The 2551-nt window shown below is 73.6% G+C and carries 1 protein-coding gene and 1 pseudogene; both read left to right on the top strand.

Annotated features, from left to right (window positions below; genetic code table 11):
* A pseudogene (locus D180_RS19560) lies at positions 1-839 on the top strand (exodeoxyribonuclease V subunit gamma); the annotation flags it as partial.
* Positions 836-2551: UvrD-helicase domain-containing protein (locus D180_RS19555; RefSeq protein ID WP_017914101.1), on the top strand; the 1716-nt coding region annotated here is incomplete at its 3' end. The pseudogene D180_RS19560 and the gene D180_RS19555, both read left to right, overlap by 4 nt.

Below are 2551 nucleotides of genomic sequence, written 5' to 3'. Positions count from 1 at the left end.
CGCTGCTGGCGCCCAGCCGCGGGCTCGACCAGTACGGGCTGCAGCAACAGGTGTTCGAGGCGGTGCTGCGCGAGGACACCGAGGCCCTGTACGAACGCCTGCGCGCCCGCGCGCTGCTGCCGTCGGGGCCGCTGGGCCGGCGCCAGCTCGACGAGCGCGTGCGCCAGTTGCGCCCGTACGCCGAGGCGTTCCGGCAGTGGCGCGGTGGCGACGCCGCGTCGCTGGCGCCGCGGCTGCAGGTGGACCTCGACGGCACCGCGCTGCATGGCCGCCTTTCGGGCTGGTACGCGCCCGGCGTGGCACGCGTGCAGGTGGGCGCCTTGAGCGGGCGCAGCGCGATCCGCCACGGGCTGGAATGGTTGCTGCTGCGCGCCGTCGGCGAACGCGCGCCCTACGTGCGTTTCTTCGACCACGACGACAGCCTCGGCCCGCATCCGATGGACCGCGAGCCGCTGCCCGCCGCGCAGGCGCAGCAAGCGCTGGGCGAACTGCTGCAGCTGTACCGGCATGGCCGCCAGGCGCCGCTGGCGTTCGCGCCGTACAGCAGTTGGAAGTACTACCAGGCCGCGCGCGCCGGCGATCTCGACAAGGCGATCAAGGACGCCGCCGCGCAATGGCAGGCTAGCTTCGGCTGGAGCGAGGCGGACAGCCCGGAACTGCGCCTGGTCGGCCGCGGCCGCGACCCGTTCGCCGACGCGCAGCGCTTCGCCGACTTCGCCGCCACCAGCCAGCGCGTGTTCGGCCTGCTCGAACAGGGCGACGCCGGCCCCGCGCTCGATCCGGAACGGCTCAACGAAAGCTGGCAGCGCTGGCGCGGCACGCAGGAAGACGCCGAATGAACGCCGCACCCGACCGCGACCCCTACCTGCAACTGCCGCTGCACGGCGTGCGCCTGATCGAGGCCAGCGCCGGCACCGGCAAGACCTTCACCCTGGCGACCCTGTTCACCCGCCTGGTGGTCGAACGCGGCCTGCGTCTGGGCCAGATCCTCGCCGTCACCTTCACCGAGGCCGCCACCCAGGAACTGCGCCGGCGCATCCGCGAGCGCCTGGCGCTGGCGGCCAGTCTGGTACCGGACTCCGCCCCGGACCTCGTAGGAGCGGCTTTAGCCGCGGCCGACCTCGCGATCGACCCATCGCAGCCAACCCCGCAACAAGACCCACCCGACGTCGCCCTCACCCGCGCCATCCTCACCGCGCACCTGGCCGCCAGCACCGAAACCCCCGCGGCCCTGCGCCGCCGCCTGCAGCAGGCCGCCGAGGACATCGACCTCGCCGCCATCTTCACCATCCACGGCTTCTGCGCGCGCGTGCTGCGCGAGCACGCGCTGGAGAGCGGCCAGGCCTTCGCCGCGCCGCAACTGCTCACCGACGACCGCGAACTGCTGCGCGATGTCGCCGCCGACCTGTGGCGGCAACGTGCCGCCGATCCGGCGATGGCCGAGGATCTGGTGGCGCTGTGGCCGGGCGGACCGGACGGCATGGCCATCGATCTGCGCGAACTGGTGCGGCATCCGACGCTGTTGCCGGCCGCGCCGGTCTTTTCCGCCGAGGACGGCGCCGTGTTGCACCAGGCCGCGCAGCGCGCCGGCGTGGCGCTGGCCGAGGCGTTCCGCACGCACGGCACCGCCTGTTTCGAAGCGATCGCCGCGGCGATGGATGCCGGCGTGCTGAGCAAGGTCAGCTACAAGCCCGACTGGCTGACCGCGCTGTGGCACTGGCTGGACGCCTTCGCCGCGGCACCGACCGCGGACGCGCCACCGCATCCGAAGCTGATCAAGCTCACCGCCGCCGAACTGACCGCCGGCACCAACAAGAAGCACGCCGAGCGCACCCCGGCCTCGCCGCTGGGCCACGCCATCGACGGCTACCTGGCCGCATTGGCGCAGCTGGCGCAGTGGCGCACGCAACGTCGCATTTGTCTCTTGCACGCGTTGCGCGCCGACGCGGCGGAGCGGCTGGCCTATCTCAAGCGCCAGCGCCGCGTGCAGACCTACGACGACCTGGTCGAGGGCGTGGCGCGCGCGCTGGAAGGCCCGCACGGCGCCGCCCTGGCGCAGCGGCTGCGCGCGCAGTACCCGGTCGCCCTGGTCGACGAATTCCAGGACACCGACGACCGCCAGTGGACGATCTTCCGCAAGGTGTTCGCCCCGGCGACGGCCGATGCCACCGTGGTGCAGGACGACGCGGCGATCGCGCCATCGCTGTCCACAGCGGACGACACGCCGCCGCTGCTCGCCCTGATCGGCGACCCCAAGCAGGCCATCTACGGCTTCCGCGGCGGCGACGTGCGCACCTACCTGGCCGCCGCCACGGATGCCGAACGCGCGCCGCCGCTGGCGCACAACTTCCGCTCGCGCCCGGCGCTGCTGGCGGCGATCGACGCGCTGTACGCGCAGGCCGGCTACGCCGCGGCCTTCCTCACCGACGGCATCGCCTTCCACCCGGTGCAGCCGGGCAGCAAGCGCGTCGATGCCGACCTGCAGCGCAATGGCGCGCCGGCCCCGGCGCTGACCGTCTGGCGCGCACCGGAACCGCCGCCGCCACCGGCC

Source organism: Xanthomonas sp. SHU 166 (assembly GCF_000364685.1).
Classification (GTDB): Bacteria; Pseudomonadota; Gammaproteobacteria; order Xanthomonadales; family Xanthomonadaceae; genus Xanthomonas_A; species Xanthomonas_A sontii.
This window is presented reverse-complemented; position numbering and strand designations above follow the sequence as displayed.